Source organism: Klebsiella sp. ZJOU C1 (assembly GCF_035620215.1).
Lineage (GTDB): Bacteria > Pseudomonadota > Gammaproteobacteria > Enterobacterales > Enterobacteriaceae > Klebsiella > Klebsiella variicola.
In genome coordinates this window covers 3,877,047-3,892,637 of record NZ_CP141644.1, presented here as the reverse complement: position 1 = coordinate 3,892,637, position 15,591 = coordinate 3,877,047, and the positions used below count along the sequence as shown (strand labels likewise).

8 protein-coding genes are annotated in these 15,591 nt (G+C 55.8%); 4 read left to right on the top strand and 4 right to left on the bottom strand.

From position 1 onward, the window contains the following. Nucleotides 1–49: 49 nt before the first annotated feature. Both nrdA and ubiG read right to left on the bottom strand, forming a co-directional pair. Nucleotides 50–2,335, bottom strand: a complete 2,286-nt coding sequence (gene nrdA / locus SPE70_RS18570) for a class 1a ribonucleoside-diphosphate reductase subunit alpha (RefSeq protein ID WP_008803972.1) — start codon at nucleotides 2,333–2,335, stop codon at nucleotides 50–52. 344 nt (nucleotides 2,336–2,679) lie between these two features. After that, the gene (ubiG, locus tag SPE70_RS18565) at nucleotides 2,680–3,408 is read right to left on the bottom strand and encodes a bifunctional 2-polyprenyl-6-hydroxyphenol methylase/3-demethylubiquinol 3-O-methyltransferase UbiG (RefSeq protein WP_063105989.1); all 729 of its coding nucleotides are present in this window, start codon (nucleotides 3,406–3,408) and stop codon (nucleotides 2,680–2,682) included. 146 nt (nucleotides 3,409–3,554) lie between these two features. Between ubiG and gyrA the strand changes: the two genes are divergently transcribed. Further along, complete coding sequence (gyrA, locus tag SPE70_RS18560; protein WP_008803974.1) at nucleotides 3,555–6,188, top strand: DNA topoisomerase (ATP-hydrolyzing) subunit A; 2,634 nt, start codon at nucleotides 3,555–3,557, stop codon at nucleotides 6,186–6,188. A 131-nt stretch (nucleotides 6,189–6,319) separates the two neighbouring features. Continuing rightward, on the top strand, nucleotides 6,320–9,160 hold the full coding sequence (gene rcsC / locus SPE70_RS18555) for a two-component system sensor histidine kinase RcsC (RefSeq protein ID WP_012967528.1): 2,841 nt from the start codon (nucleotides 6,320–6,322) through the stop codon (nucleotides 9,158–9,160). 45 nt (nucleotides 9,161–9,205) lie between these two features. On the opposite strand, the gene rcsB is transcribed toward rcsC, so the two are convergent. Together rcsB and rcsD are read right to left on the bottom strand one after the other, a co-directional pair. Beyond that, nucleotides 9,206–9,856, bottom strand: a complete 651-nt coding sequence (rcsB, locus tag SPE70_RS18550) for a response regulator transcription factor RcsB (RefSeq protein ID WP_004201684.1) — start codon at nucleotides 9,854–9,856, stop codon at nucleotides 9,206–9,208. A gap of 15 nt (nucleotides 9,857–9,871) precedes the next feature. Then, the gene (gene rcsD / locus SPE70_RS18545) at nucleotides 9,872–12,529 is read right to left on the bottom strand and encodes a phosphotransferase RcsD (protein WP_324726398.1); all 2,658 of its coding nucleotides are present in this window, start codon (nucleotides 12,527–12,529) and stop codon (nucleotides 9,872–9,874) included. Nucleotides 12,530–13,300: 771 nt separating this feature from the next. On the opposite strand from rcsD, the gene SPE70_RS18540 reads away from it, so the two are divergent. Next, on the top strand, nucleotides 13,301–14,392 hold the full coding sequence (locus tag SPE70_RS18540) for a porin OmpC (RefSeq protein WP_008803977.1): 1,092 nt from the start codon (nucleotides 13,301–13,303) through the stop codon (nucleotides 14,390–14,392). A 103-nt stretch (nucleotides 14,393–14,495) separates the two neighbouring features. Further along, nucleotides 14,496–15,548, top strand: a complete 1,053-nt coding sequence (gene apbE / locus SPE70_RS18535; protein WP_023298015.1) for an FAD:protein FMN transferase ApbE — start codon at nucleotides 14,496–14,498, stop codon at nucleotides 15,546–15,548. Nucleotides 15,549–15,591 lie beyond the last annotated feature (43 nt).

The window sequence follows — 15,591 nt, the reverse complement described above, 5'->3', positions numbered from 1 at the left end:
CTACACAATCGTAGGCCGGGTAAGCATCGCGCCACCCGGCAAAAATAACTTAGATCTTACAAGCGCCGCTTTCGCAGCCGTCGTCCTGGATGGACGGGGCCAGGTCATCCTGAGCGTCTTCTGCGCCATCACGGGTGTTGTGATAGTACAGCGTTTTGACACCGAATTTATAGGCGTTGAGCAGGTCTTTGAGCAACTGCTGCATCGGCACTTTTCCGGACGGGAAGCGCGTCGGATCGTAGTTGGTGTTGGCAGAGATCGACTGGTCGATAAACTTCTGCATGATACCCACCAGCTGCAGATAACCGTCGTTGTTCGGCATTTCCCACAGCAGCTCATAGGCGTTCTGCAGATTTTCGTAATCCGGCACCACCTGGCGCAGGATACCGTCCTTGGACGCTTTGATACTGACGTGGCCGCGCGGCGGCTCAATGCCGTTGGTGGCGTTGGAGATCTGCGACGAGGTCTCGGACGGCATCAGTGCGGAGAGCGTGGAGTTACGCAGACCGTGGGTTTTAATGGATTCGCGCAATGCTTCCCAGTCGAAGTGCAGAGATTCGCTGACGATGCCGTCCAGGTCTTTCTTATAGGTATCGATCGGCAGGATACCCTGCGCATAGGTGGTTTCATTGAACCACGGGCAGGCGCCCTGCTCGATAGCCAGCTCGTTGGAGGCCTTCAGCAGGTAGTACTGAATCGCTTCGAAGGTTTTGTGCGTCAGGTTGTTGGCGCTGCCGTCGGAGTAGCGTTTGCCATGCTTCGCCAGATAGTAAGCGAAGTTGATCACGCCGATGCCCAGCGTACGACGCCCCATCGCGCCGCGTTTGGCGGCCGGGATCGGGTAATCCTGATAGTCCAGCAGTGCATCCAGGGCACGCACCGCCAGCACCGCCAGCTCTTCCAGCTCGTCGAGGCTGTCAATCGCGCCGAGGTTGAAGGCCGACAGGGTGCACAGCGCGATTTCGCCGTTTTCGTCGTTGACGTCTTCCAGCGGTTTGGTCGGCAGGGCGATCTCCAGGCACAGGTTAGACTGACGCACCGGGGCGACTACCGGATCGAACGGGCTGTGGGTGTTGCAGTGGTCGACGTTCTGGATGTAGATGCGGCCGGTAGAGGCGCGTTCCTGCATCATCAGCGAGAACAGCTCAACGGCTTTAATACGCTGCTTGCGAATGCTGTCGTCCTGCTCGTACTGGGTGTACAGGCGCTCAAACTCGTCCTGATCGGCAAAGAAGGCGTCATACAGGCCCGGGACATCGGAAGGGCTGAACAGGGTAATGTCGCCGCCCTTCAGCAGACGGGTGTACATCAGCTTGTTGATCTGTACGCCGTAGTCCATATGACGAACGCGGTTGGCGTCGGTACCGCGGTTGTTTTTCAGCACCAGCAGGCTTTCCACTTCCAGATGCCACATTGGGTAGAAGAGGGTCGCCGCGCCGCCGCGAACGCCGCCCTGCGAGCAGGATTTCACCGCGGTCTGGAAATGTTTGTAGAACGGAATGCAACCGGTGTGGAAGGCTTCGCCGCCGCGGATCGGGCTGCCCAGCGCGCGAATGCGCCCGGCGTTGATGCCGATCCCGGCGCGCTGGGAAACGTATTTCACAATCGCGCTGGAGGTGGCGTTGATGGAATCCAGGCTGTCGCCGCACTCGATCAGCACGCAGGAGCTGAACTGACGGGTTGGGGTGCGCACGCCGGACATGATTGGCGTCGGCAGCGAGATTTTAAAGGTCGATACCGCGTCGTAGAAACGCTTAATATAGTCCAGACGGGTTTCGCGCGGGTAGTTCGAGAACAGACACGCGGCGACCAGAATATAGAGGAACTGTGCGCTCTCATAAATTTCGCCGGTAACGCGGTTTTGTACCAGATACTTGCCTTCCAGCTGCTTAACGGCTGCGTAGGAGAAGTTCATGTCGCGCCAGTGGTCGAGGAAACCGTCCATCTGCTGGAACTCTTCTTCCGTGTAGTCTTCCAGCAGATGATGATCGTATTTACCCTTCTCGACCATCTTCACCACGTGATCGTAGAGCGCCGGCGGCTCAAACTGGCCGAAGGCTTTTTTACGCAAATGGAAAATCGCCAGACGCGCGGCGAGGTACTGGTAATCCGGCGCGTCGCGGGAGATCAGATCCGCAGCGGCTTTAATAATGGTTTCGTGGATGTCCGCGGTTTTGATGCCGTCATAGAACTGGATATGAGAGCGCAGCTCTACCTGGGAAATCGAAACGTTATTCAGTCCTTCTGCCGCCCAATCCAGTACGCGATGGATTTTGTCGAGATTGATGCGCTCGGTGGTCCCGTCGCGCTTTGTCACCAGCAGACTCTGATTCATGTGGATTTTACCTGTCCGTGAAAGAAAATATCCCCCGTTTATCCACAGAAGGCCGTTGTGACTAACTCTGTGGATAAATACTATATGTAGGGGGTTGTCGATAAAAGAAACGCTATATGGTGAGTATTTTAGTAAGGAATCTTTTGAGTACAAGGGTTGATTTTGACGTTAAATTGAGGTTGCGGAAGGGTAATAATCCGCAAGTCCACGTCGCATAAGGCCTGGAGAAGAAGTCAATAAAACAGAAAAAAAAATGAAAATTTGATCGAGTGCTGATTTCTTCATCGGAAGAAATAATCACGCGGCTTGATGCCGCGCAATCATCATAAGCGCAGGTGCTGACCTCAGTCCTGTTTGGCGGTCGTATGCAACATATAGTTAACATCAACCCCCGGCGCTAACTTGAAGGTGTTGGTCAGCGGATTGTAATGCAGACCGATGATATGCTGCTCTTTCAGAGTAGTCTGATCTACCCAGCTCAGCAGCTCGGCCGGTTTGATAAACTTCTTCACATCATGAGTGCCCTTAGGCACCATCTTCATGACATATTCCGCACCGACCACCGCCATCAGCCAGGCCTTGCCGTTGCGGTTGATGGTGGAGAAGAAGACCTGGCCGCCGGGCTTCACCAGCCGCGCGCAGGCATGCACCACCGACTGCGGGTCGGGCACGTGCTCCAGCATCTCCATACAGGTCACGACGTCATACTGCTGCGGATGCTTCGCGGCATGTTCCTCAACCGTTTCCTGAACATAGTCCACCTGAATACCGCTCTCCAGGGCGTGCAGCTTCGCGACCTGCAGCGGTTCGGCACCCATGTCCAGTCCGGTGACCGTCGCACCTTCGCGCGCCATGCTCTCGGTGAGAATGCCGCCGCCGCAGCCGACATCGAGGACTTTTTTACCGAACAGGCCGCCGGAGCGTTCGGCGATATAACCCAGCCGCAGCGGGTTGATGCGGTGGAGCGGTTTGAACTCGCCCTCCAGATCCCACCAGCGCGAGGCGACGGCTTCGAATTTGGCGATTTCAGCATGATCGACGTTAGGGGCTACCGACGTTTTTTCGGCATTCATGGGCGCTTTTACTCCTTTTCTGTTCAGACCTGCGAGTATATCAGCAGCGCGCCATGAATAAACCGTATTGCTTTACCTCTATTAGCGCGGCTGTGTTATAATTTGCGACCTTTGAATCCGGGATACAGTAGAGGGATAGCGGTTAGATGAGCGACCTTGCGAGAGAAATTACACCGGTCAACATTGAGGAAGAGCTTAAGAACTCTTATCTGGATTATGCGATGTCGGTCATTGTTGGCCGTGCGCTGCCGGATGTCCGAGATGGCCTGAAGCCGGTACACCGTCGCGTACTTTACGCCATGAACGTATTGGGCAATGACTGGAACAAAGCCTATAAAAAATCAGCCCGTGTCGTTGGTGACGTAATCGGTAAATACCACCCGCACGGCGACTCCGCGGTATACGACACCATCGTTCGTATGGCGCAGCCGTTCTCGCTGCGTTACATGCTGGTGGACGGCCAGGGTAACTTCGGTTCCATCGACGGCGACTCCGCCGCGGCGATGCGTTATACCGAAATTCGTCTGGCGAAAATCGCTCATGAGCTGATGGCCGATCTTGAAAAAGAGACGGTCGATTTCGTCGACAACTATGACGGTACGGAGCGTATTCCGGACGTCATGCCGACCAAAATTCCTAACCTGCTGGTGAACGGCGCCTCCGGGATCGCGGTAGGGATGGCGACCAATATACCGCCGCATAACCTGACGGAAGTGATCAACGGCTGTCTGGCGTATGTTGACGATGAAGACATCAGCATTGAAGGGTTGATGGCGCATATTCCAGGCCCTGATTTCCCGACCGCCGCCATTATTAATGGCCGTCGTGGCATTGAAGAGGCTTACCGCACCGGTCGCGGTAAAGTGTACATCCGCGCGCGCGCGGAAGTGGAAGTGGACGCGAAATCCGGCCGCGAAACCATCATCGTGCACGAAATTCCGTATCAGGTGAACAAAGCGCGCCTGATTGAGAAAATCGCCGAGCTGGTCAAAGAAAAACGCGTGGAAGGCATCAGCGCGCTGCGTGACGAGTCTGATAAAGACGGGATGCGCATCGTGATTGAAGTGAAGCGCGATGCGGTAGGGGAAGTGGTGCTCAACAACCTCTACTCCCAGACCCAGCTGCAGGTCTCCTTCGGCATCAACATGGTTGCTCTGCACCATGGTCAGCCGAAGATCATGAACCTGAAGGACATCATCGCCGCGTTTGTACGCCACCGCCGTGAAGTGGTGACCCGTCGTACGATTTTCGAACTGCGCAAAGCGCGCGACCGGGCGCATATCCTCGAAGCGCTGGCCGTTGCGCTGGCCAACATCGACCCGATTATCGAACTGATCCGTCGCGCGCCGACCCCGGCAGAAGCGAAAACGGCGCTGGTTGCCCAGGCGTGGGATCTCGGTAACGTTGCGGCGATGCTGGAGCGCGCCGGTGATGACGCCGCGCGTCCGGAATGGCTGGAACCAGAGTTCGGCGTGCGCGACGGTAAATACTACCTGACCGAGCAGCAGGCTCAGGCGATTCTGGATCTGCGTCTGCAGAAACTGACCGGCCTTGAGCATGAAAAACTGCTCGACGAATATAAAGAGCTGCTGGAGCAGATCGCAGAGCTGCTGCACATTCTCGGCAGCGCCGACCGTCTGATGGAAGTGATTCGCGAAGAGCTGGAACTGATCCGCGACCAGTTCGGCGACGAACGTCGTACCGAAATCACTGCCAACAGCGCTGATATTAACATCGAAGATCTGATCAACCAGGAAGACGTGGTGGTCACCCTGTCGCATCAGGGCTATGTGAAGTATCAGCCGCTGACCGACTACGAAGCACAGCGTCGTGGCGGTAAAGGCAAGTCAGCAGCGCGCATTAAAGAAGAAGACTTTATCGACCGCCTGCTGGTGGCTAACACCCATGACACTATCCTCTGCTTCTCGAGCCGTGGCCGTCTGTACTGGATGAAGGTCTATCAGCTGCCGGAAGCCAGTCGCGGCGCGCGCGGTCGTCCGATCGTCAACCTGCTGCCGCTGGAAGCCGATGAGCGTATCACCGCCATCCTGCCGGTCCGCGAGTACGAAGAGGGCGTCAACGTCTTTATGGCGACCGCCAGCGGTACCGTGAAGAAAACCGCGCTGACCGAGTTCAGCCGTCCGCGTTCCGCCGGTATCATCGCGGTCAATCTGAACGAAGGCGATGAGCTGATCGGCGTCGATCTGACCTCTGGTCAGGACGAAGTGATGCTGTTCTCCGCGGCCGGTAAGGTTGTGCGCTTCAAAGAAGACGCCGTTCGCGCCATGGGCCGTACCGCCACCGGCGTACGCGGCATCAAGCTGGCGGAAAACGACAGCGTCGTCTCGCTGATTATTCCGCGCGGCGAAGGCGCGATCCTGACGGTAACGCAAAACGGTTACGGTAAACGTACCGCAGCGGCGGAGTATCCGACCAAATCGCGTGCCACTCAGGGCGTTATCTCGATCAAAGTCACCGAGCGTAACGGCTCCGTTGTGGGCGCCGTGCAGGTGGATGACTGCGATCAGATCATGATGATCACCGACGCCGGGACGCTGGTTCGTACCCGCGTTTCCGAAGTGAGCATCGTGGGCCGTAACACCCAGGGTGTGATCCTCATCCGCACCGCGGAAGATGAAAACGTGGTGGGTCTGCAGCGCGTGGCAGAGCCGGTGGACGACGAAGAACTGGATGCCATCGACGGTAGCGTAGCGGAAGGCGATGACGATATCGCCCCGGAAGCGGATACCGATGACGACATCGCCGAAGACGAAGAGTAATCGTCCCAGGTAAATGTTCTGAAAGGGCCGGGTATTCTCCCGGCCCTTTTTGCATTAAGATTGCGGCAAAGCCGGTTTACCGCTACTTTAACCCCATTCTGTTGAGTCCCTGACGGCCGAGCATCGCCACATTGAAATATCTTGCCTCGTTTCATACAACCCTGAAGGTTTCACGTTATCTGTTCAGAGCGCTGGCGGTATTACTGTGGCTGCTGATTGCGTTTGTCTCTGTGTTCTATATCGTCAATGCCCTGCACGAGCGGGAAGCCGAGATCCATCAGGAGCTCAATCTCAACGCCGACCAGGCCCAGCGCTATATTCAGCGTACGGCGGACGTGATTAAAGAGCTGAAGTACGTCGCCGGTAACCGCTTGTCGGCAGGGGACGCGGTAGCGCAAGGGCAAAACGGCGATATCGCGGTGCCCAACTTTGAACCCCTGTACCCAGATTCCGACTGCAGCGCGATGAGCAGCACCTGGCGTAATTCGCTGCAATCACTGGCGTGGTTTATGCGCTACTGGCGGGATAATTTTACCGCTGCCTACGACCTTAACCGCATCTTTCTCATTGGCAGCGATAACCTCTGCATGGCCAACTTTGGCCTACGGGACGTGCCGATTGAGCGCGATCAGGCGCTGAAAGTCCTGCATCAGCGCATTGAGCAATATCGCAACGCGCCGCAAAACGAGCGCGGCAACAACCTGTTCTGGATAAGCCAGGGCGTGCGCCCCGGCGTGGGCTACTTTTATGCCCTGACCCCGGTCTATATGGCCAACCGTCTGCAGGCGATGCTCGGCGTGGAGCAGACCATCCGTATGGAAAGCTTCTTCACGCCAGGCAGTTTGCCGATGAGCGTGACGATTTTTGACGATAACGGCCAGCCGCTGATCTCGCTGGCCGGCGCGGAAGGCAAAATCCAGAGCGAAGCGAAGTGGATGCAGGAGCGGATGTGGTTTGGCTACAGCGCAGGCTTTCGCGAGCTGGTGCTGAAAAAAAGCCTGGCGCCGTCCTCCTTAAGTATCGTCTATTCCGTTTCGGTGGACCAGGTGCTGGAGCGGATCCGCATGCTCATCATCAACGCCATCATTCTCAATATTCTGACCGGAGCAATGCTGTTTGCGCTGGCGCGAATGTATGAGCGGCGCATTTTTATCCCGGCGGAAAATGATGCGCAGCGACTGGAAGAGCATGAACAGTTCAACCGCAAAATCGTGGCCTCAGCCCCGGTGGGGATCTGTATTCTGCGCACCGTCGACGGGACCAATATTCTCAGTAACGAGCTGGCGCACAACTACCTGAATATGCTGACCCATGAGGATCGCCAGCGGCTGACGCAGATTATCTGCGGCCAGCAGGTCAACTTTGTCGATGTGCTGACCAGCAACCATACCAACCTGCAGATTAGCTTTGTCCATTCGCGTTATCGCAATGAAAACGTCGCCATTTGCGTGCTGGTGGACGTTTCCGCCCGCGTGAAAATGGAGGAGTCGCTGCAGGAGATGGCCCAGGCGGCTGAACAGGCCAGCCAGTCGAAATCGATGTTCCTTGCGACCGTCAGCCATGAGCTGCGTACCCCGCTATACGGCATCATCGGTAACCTCGATCTGCTGCAGACTAAGGCCCTGCCGAAGGGCGTTGATCGCCTGGTGACGGCGATGAACAACTCTTCCAGCCTGCTGCTGAAAATCATCAGCGATATTCTCGATTTCTCGAAAATCGAGTCTGAGCAGTTGAAGATCGAGCCGCGGGAGTTTTCCCCGCGCGAAGTGATGAACCATATCTCTGCTAACTATCTGCCGCTGGTGGTACGCAAGCAGCTGGGTCTGTACTGTTTTATCGAGCCGGATGTCCCGGAGCAGATGTCCGGCGACCCGATGCGCCTGCAGCAGGTGATCTCTAACCTGCTGAGCAATGCGATTAAGTTCACCGACACCGGCTGTATTATCCTGCACGTCCAGTGTGCGGGGGATTATCTGCAGATCAGCGTCCGCGATACCGGGGAGGGGATCCCGGCGAAAGAGGTGTTGCGCCTGTTCGATCCCTTCTTCCAGGTGGGGACCGGCGTGCAGCGAAACTTCCAGGGCACCGGCCTTGGCCTGGCGATCTGTGAAAAGCTGATCAGCATGATGGATGGCGATATCGCCGTGGAAACGGAGCCGGGGATGGGCAGCCGTTTTACCATCCGTATCCCGCTGTATGGCGTGCAGAACACACCGCAGGTGACGGCGGACGGTTTCGCAGGCAAGACCTGCTGGCTGGCAATCCATAATACCTCGCTGGCGATGTTCGTCACGTCGCTGCTCAGCTATCACGGCCTGACGGTACGCCGCCATGCCGGAGAAACGCCGGACGCCGACGATGTCTTGCTGACTGACGATGAAGCGCAGAGGGGCTGGCAGGGGAGTGCGATGGTCATCTTCTGCCGCCGCCATATCGGCATCCCGCAGGAGCGAGCGGCCGGAGAGTGGCTGCACAGCGTGACGACGCCGCATGAACTGCTGCCGCTGCTGGGGCGTATTTTCCACGTCGCCCTCGCCAGCGCGGAGAATAGCCGGGCGCTGATGGCGCCGGACGCGCAGATCGGTAATAACGACGACATGATGATCCTCGTGGTCGACGATCACCCGATTAACCGCCGTCTGCTGGCGGATCAGCTGGGATCGCTCGGCTACCAGTGCGTGACCGCTAACGACGGGGTCGACGCGCTCAACGTACTTAGCAAACAGCATATCGATATCGTGCTCAGCGACGTCAACATGCCCAATATGGATGGTTATCGTCTGACGCAGCGCATTCGTCAGCTTGGCCTGACGCTGCCGGTGATCGGCGTCACCGCCAATGCCCTGGCGGAAGAGAAGCAGCGCTGTCTTGAATCGGGGATGGACAGCTGCCTGTCCAAGCCGGTCACCCTCGACGTGCTGAAGCAAACGCTGACGGTGTATGCGGCGCGGGTACGTAACGGGCGGGAATAACGGGGAGCTCCGTCTCGCCGGGGCGAGACGGAGAAAACAAAGGGATTACTCTTTATCCGTTGAACTCAGCGAGACGGAGGAGAGGTAGTTCAGCAGCGCAATGTCGTTTTCCACGCCCAGCTTCATCATTGCCGACTTCTTCTGGCTACTGATGGTTTTGATGCTGCGGTTGAGCTTTTTGGCGATCTCGGTCACCAGGAAGCCTTCAGCGAACAGACGCAGCACTTCGCTCTCTTTCGGCGACAGGCGTTTATCGCCATAGCCGCTGGCGCTGATTTTTTCCAGCAGACGAGAGACGCTTTCCGGTGTGAATTTCTTCCCTTTCTGCAGCGCGGCCAGCGCTTTTGGCAGGTCGGTCGGCGCTCCTTGCTTGAGAACGATCCCTTCGATATCCAAATCCAGCACCGCGCTGAGGATCGCCGGGTTGTTGTTCATGGTCAGAACAATGATCGACAGATCCGGGAAGTGGCGCTTGATGTATTTAATCAGCGTGATCCCGTCGCCGTATTTATCACCGGGCATGGACAGATCGGTGATCAGCACATGGGCGTCCAGCTTCGGAAGATTGTTGATAAGGGCCGTGGAGTCTTCAAACTCGCCAACGACGTTCACCCACTCAATTTGCTCAAGTGACTTACGAATACCGAACAGTACGATCGGATGGTCATCGGCAATAATTACGTTCATAGTGTTCATGTATAAGGCTACCTTCTACAGCAAGCTCTTGACGTAAGCGTCAATGTCGCTGATATATTTTTCTATGCCTTGCGCATCCTTTTCGCGAATCAGATGCTCAAGCGTTTCACATAACTGCTTGCCGGGTATCAGATTAAGCATAGCAAATGCCCCTTTGAGGCGGTGGGCGGTTTGCGCCAGAGCAGCAAAATCGCCCGCTTCGATTTCAGTATACAATCTCTGAACATCATCCGGTACCGTATCGGCAAACAGTGCGTAATAGCCGCTGGCATGGAGTTCGGCGTTACTCTCGTTTCCTGAGGTGGCGGGCTGAACCGCCTCCTCCGCCAGCTGCTGCTCAATAAGCTGCAGGATAGCCTCCTGCATCGCCGTGCTAATATTAAAGTTGACCCGCAGTTGTCCCGGGCCGATCTTGCGTATCCCGACCTCATCATCGCTTAAAAGCAAGCCCGAAGCAGTAAGATTAGACGGATTATCCGTTAAATACAGATCGAACGCTTGACTTGTCGCCCGATCGTCCGGCGTGATGCACGACGCCCCCCAGCTCTCCAGCTGGCGGGTGACAATCCGCCGCACTTCACTGGAAGTCACATCCAGCAGGACGATAACGTCATCCAGCAGATGTTCGCCCGCCTCTGGCGCCTCTTCGCTGGCCGGCATTTTCAGGTGCAGGGTATAGCGCGTTCCCAGCGACTCCCGCGCTTTGATGGTCAACTGCCCACCCAGTTTGCGCGTCATGCGGTCGCACAGCCAGAAGGTGAGGGCGTTCGCCTTGCCGTACAGATCGCTCTGGGTCTCGTTGAGATACGGGAAGTGCAAATTGTCGCTCTCGTTTGCCGAGACGCCGTTGCCAGTATCCAGAATGCGGAAGGTCAAACGATCGCTGGCCGACTCGTCCTGACAAACGTCGAGGGTGATCTTGCCGATAGGCGTGGTGGTGATGGAATACTGGATTAACAGCACCAGTGTGCGTCGCAGGGCTTCACGGTCACCGTAGCGCTGCTCACCGGCAGGGAGCGCGTTATTGATCAGCAGCTGCAAACCCTTGCGCTTCATCGCCGGCAGAACTTCCGGTACAACGTCATCGATCAGTTCCTGAACCGAGAACAGCGCCTGGCTGGTTTTCCAGGTGTCGCTTTCCAGCAGATTGGCGAGCTGAATGTCATCGATCAGTTTGACCAGCTCATCGGCATGCTGCGCCAGCGTCCGGTTCTCTGCGCTGTCGAGCGCCGCCGCCTCTGCCGCCAGGTTCAGCGCGGGCTGCTTCAGGGCGCTGCCAATATGCTGCATAAAGGCCGCCCGCCCCTGCTGGTTTTTCTCATACAAGCGCTGGGCCTGCTTGAGCTTTTTATTGACCAGCACTTCGCGGTCCTGGTCTCGGATAATCAGGATCTGCGTGCGCGGGGCTACCTGGCTGCGATACTGGCGGATTTCATACTGCTCATTATTGACGGTAGCCTGAATCACCCCCTGATGCTGGTCCGCCATATTGGTGATGTTCTGCAGATTCAGGTGCGGAAGCAGATGGTCGGCAATAGGGTTGCTGATAAGGGTTCGGTTGGCTTCCTGATCGTGAACCAGCAGCCCCAGCGGCAGCAAAGAAACAATTTCTTCATTTATAGCGCGTAGCAGACGCAGTTCGCTGTTGGCGGCGGAAGGGAGCCCGGCGCCAGACGGATTGCTGCGTCCTTTAAAGTGACGAAAGGTGGTAAAACCAAACAGCGCTAGCGCCAGCAGGCCAATGTTGAGCAGCAGCGGCAGAAGAATATTCTGCAGGGCGGCCAGCAGCATGCTGCTCAGCGGTACCGTCCAGAGCAACTGCATACCGGTAGTGCTGATATCGGTGGCGATGTCGATCTGCATGCCGTTAAAGGTGATCCCGATATGGTCGGTCGTCTCTTTGTCAGGATTGGTGGCAATGTTTTGCGACGGGTCTGGCTCGATACGGAAGCTGTCCAACGCCATGCCTGGCGGGATCAGATCGTTAATCGGCAGGTCGAAAGCGACCACCGTGGCCAGATGTCCAGGCTGGTTGAAGGTGGTGCGTAACGTAAAGTAGTGCGCGTTCTGCCAGGCGAGATGGCGCAGCGGCGAGAAGGTCTCGCGCTCATCAAGGGTATTGGCCTGCAGCAGCATCTCCGCGCGCCGGGATTCCACGACGCTACTGATCGTTGACTCTTTAAAGCTTGAGGAGAGGTCCTTCAACGGCAGGGTTGAGACCAGAATCAGGCTATTATCCAGACCATTGAGATAGTACATCGACCATGGGATGGTTTCCGCACCCCACAAAATATCGAGATAATCGGACATTTTCTGCGTCATCTCGAGGGTCGAGCTATCGTGGGAGCCAAAAATCAGCGCTTCGGTTTTACGCCGGGGCTTCTCAAGGTAGTAGACGTCCTGTTTTAAACGCGTCTCCTGCAAGCCACCGCTCGCAGCGTTAGCCGAGGTCGCGGCGATATTGTCGTAGATCTGCCAGGTGGCATAGCGCCAGGTGTCAATGCGCTGGTGCAAGGCGTGGGAGACATCAACCACCTGATAGCTCTTCTCTTTCAGCCAGGCATTGACGGCACTTTGAATCATCACCCCCATCGTCGCCAGCAGGACAATAACCATCAAAATGAAGAAGCGGCTGATGTTGCCGGGGATCAGGGAGAATTTTTTCGGGGTCATCTTGTGGCTGAACGACTCATCATTGTTTGTAAACAGGATGTAGCGCCAGAGTAACTGGCAACAAAGCAGATGCTGCAGGCAGTATAAAGGCTAATGGCGTAAATCCATACTACAGAATGGTGCCAGCGGCGCGATACTCTCCAGGAATTATCTTAGAATCGAAGCGCCAATGAAACCGCGCCAACAACGCTGACCAGTCGCGATATTGACAAAGTACAGGACGAACAATCGCACGAAATAACAAGACATTGGCTGAATAAGGGCAATTGACAGGCTAATTGATTGATTAATAGTCGTTAGGGAATTTTTTGCCGTAGCACAGATAAATTAAAGTTGTGTAAAGAAGGGTAAAAAAAACCGGATGCGAGGCATCCGGTTGAAATAGGGGTAAACAGACATTCAGAACTGAATGACGGTAATAAATAAAGTTAATGATGATAGCGACTGTTATTTTAGTCACCAATGATAGTTTTGTTTTACCATTCAGTGCTATAGAGTTATTTGTGTGTATGTGATTGATTGTGAACCAATAAATATTTTTTTTGATTATTAGTGCGTATTTCCCAGACCATTTTGTGGTGCAAAAAGTTCCGCCATTTTTACAAATTGAAACATCTTGTGGGCATTTTGAAACATCTTAGAAGTTTTAGTATCATATTCTTGTTGGATTATTCTGCATTTTGCAGCACAATGAAATAGCCGACTGATTAGAAGGGTAATCAGTAAGCAGTGGCATAATAAAAGGCATATAACAAACAGAGGGTTAATAACATGAAAGTTAAAGTACTGTCCCTCCTGGTACCGGCTCTGCTGGTAGCAGGCGCAGCAAATGCGGCTGAAATTTATAACAAAGATGGCAACAAATTAGACCTGTACGGTAAAATCGATGGTCTGCACTACTTCTCTGACGACAAGAGCGTAGACGGCGACCAGACCTACATGCGTGTAGGCGTTAAAGGCGAAACTCAGATCAACGACCAGCTGACCGGTTACGGCCAGTGGGAATACAACGTTCAGGCGAACAACACTGAAAGCTCCAGCGATCAGGCATGGACTCGTCTGGCATTCGCCGGTCTGAAATTTGGTGACGCGGGTTCTTTCGACTACGGTCGTAACTACGGCGTGGTATACGACGTAACGTCCTGGACCGACGTTCTGCCGGAATTCGGCGGCGACACCTACGGTTCTGACAACTTCCTGCAGTCCCGTGCTAACGGCGTTGCAACCTACCGTAACTCTGACTTCTTCGGTCTGGTTGACGGCCTGAACTTTGCTCTGCAGTACCAGGGTAAAAACGGCAGCGTCAGCGGCGAAGGCGCGACCAACAACGGTCGTGGCGCGCAGAAACAGAACGGCGACGGCTACGGTACTTCTGTAACTTATGACATCTTTGATGGCATCAGCGCTGGTTTCGCGTACTCTCACTCTAAACGTACCGACGATCAGAACAACCTGGTTCTGGGTAACGGCGACAACGCTGAAACCTACACCGGTGGTCTGAAATACGACGCGAACAACATCTACCTGGCCACTCAGTACACCCAGACCTACAACGCGACCCGCGCCGGTTCCCTGGGCTTTGCTAACAAAGCACAGAACTTCGAAGTGGTTGCTCAGTACCAGTTCGACTTCGGTCTGCGTCCGTCCGTGGCTTACCTGCAGTCTAAAGGTAAGGATCTGGAAGGCTACGGCGACCAGGACCTCCTGAAATATGTTGATGTTGGCGCGACCTACTACTTCAACAAAAACATGTCCACCTATGTTGACTACAAAATCAACCTGCTGGACGACAACAGCTTCACCCGTAACGCCGGTGTTTCTACCGACGACGTGGTTGCACTGGGCCTGGTTTACCAGTTCTAAGTCGCAAGCTGCACAAGAAAAAGGCGCCTCTGGCGCCTTTTTTTATGTCTGGTTTAACCTCGCTGGTATACTCTTGTCGCCCTGGTAAGAGGAGCCTCGACTAATGGACATGACTTTCTTTCGCGCCGCACTGCTGGGCGCCTGCGTACTGCTCTCTGGCTGCGATTCAGCCATCACCCCTGCGACCCCTGCTTCGACGGCCACCGTGCTGGATGGCAAAACCATGGGCACCTTCTGGCGGGTCAGCGTCATTGGCGTGGATGAGGCAAAGGCTGAGGCGTTGCGCGCCAAGGTTCAGGCCCAGCTGGACGCCGACGATCGCCTGCTGTCGACCTGGAAAAACGACTCGGCGCTGATGCGTTTCAACCACGCGGCGGATACCCGGCCCTGGCCAGTGAGCGAAGCGATGGCGGACATCGTGACGCTGTCGTTGCGGATTGGCGCCAAAACGCACGGCGCGATGGATATTACCGTGGGGCCGCTGGTCAATCTGTGGGGCTTTGGTCCGGATAAACAGCCGGTCACCACCCCGGATGCCCAGGCGATAGCCGCGGCGAAGGCGCGCACCGGCCTGCAGCATCTGCAGGTTATCAATCAGAGCGGCAGGCAATTCCTGCAAAAAGATATCCCCGATCTGTTTGTCGATCTCTCCACGGTGGGGGAGGGCTATGCTGCCGATCACCTCGCGCGATTGATGGAGCAGGAGGGGATCTCCCGCTATCTGGTGTCGGTGGGCGGGGCGTTGGTGAGCCGCGGGATGAACGGCGAAGGCAAGCCCTGGCGGGTGGCGATCCAGAAACCGACCGACCGGGAAAACGCCGTCCAGGCGATTGTCGACATCAATGGTCACGGCATCAGCACCTCCGGCAGCTATCGTAATTACTATGAACTCGACGGCAAACGTATCTCGCACGTCATCGATCCGCAGACCGGGCAGCCGATAAGCCATAAGCTGGTCTCCGTCACCGTCATTGCGCCAACGGCGCTGGAGGCGGATGGCTGGGATACCGGACTGATGGTCCTCGGGCCGGAAAAAGCGCAGCAGGTGGTGCGCGAGCAGGGGCTGGCAGTCTATATGATCGTCAAAGAGGGCGAGGGGTTTAAAACCTGGATGTCGCCACAGTTTCGCACCTTCCTCGTCGGCGAGAAAAATTAAAAAGCAAGATTGCGGGTTTTTTGCTGCGGGCGTCGCCGCAGAC